Source organism: Bartonella sp. AP58NXGY (genome assembly GCF_042195785.1).
Classification (GTDB): Bacteria; Pseudomonadota; Alphaproteobacteria; order Rhizobiales; family Rhizobiaceae; genus Bartonella.
On the sequence record NZ_JBHIOY010000387.1, the window covers coordinates 1 to 583 of the forward strand.

At 33.6% G+C, this 583-nt stretch carries 1 protein-coding gene; it reads left to right on the forward strand.

Annotated elements, in window-relative coordinates; genetic code table 11:
• Positions 1 to 583, forward strand: a 583-nt coding sequence (locus tag ACFINC_RS11600) for a type IV secretion system protein (protein ID WP_375617296.1), incomplete at both ends; no start/stop codon positions are given.

Below are 583 nucleotides of genomic sequence, written 5' to 3' on the forward strand. Positions count from 1 at the left end.
TAGCAATAACTTTAAAAGTTTCAAATCCCTCAAATGCTTTTATACTTAAAGGGGTTCCAGATTCATCCTCGTTGTATAAACTTTTTGGAGGTTCATATTCAAACACACCACAGCCTGAAATTACTGTACCAAAAAAGAAAGTACACCCAGTTACCCCACTTCTCGATATACTCAGAAAACAACTTGAACAAACGAAAAAAATTCATGATTCTATAACGGGAAATCAGAAATTCGATACTGAAAAACTCAAAATGAATCAAACAGATAACACCAGTTTTTTTCTCAAAAATCCAGAGACACTCTATAATAAAAATACTTATTCAACTCTATCTTCATCACGTGAAAATATTTTAAAAGAAGAAGAAATTCCCGCCTCTATCCATGAATCTAGCGATTTCATCAACAAGCGTATCCAATATGCCGCCATCACGGATAAAGCTGTAAGTTTAAAGACTTTTCAGGAAGCAAGCAATCGTTTTCAGCTAATTGAAGAACTATTGAACGAAATCAAGACAACAAAAGATCTAAAAGGCATTGCCGAGTTACAAGCACATATAATTGGAATGCTTGCTAAACTACAAAA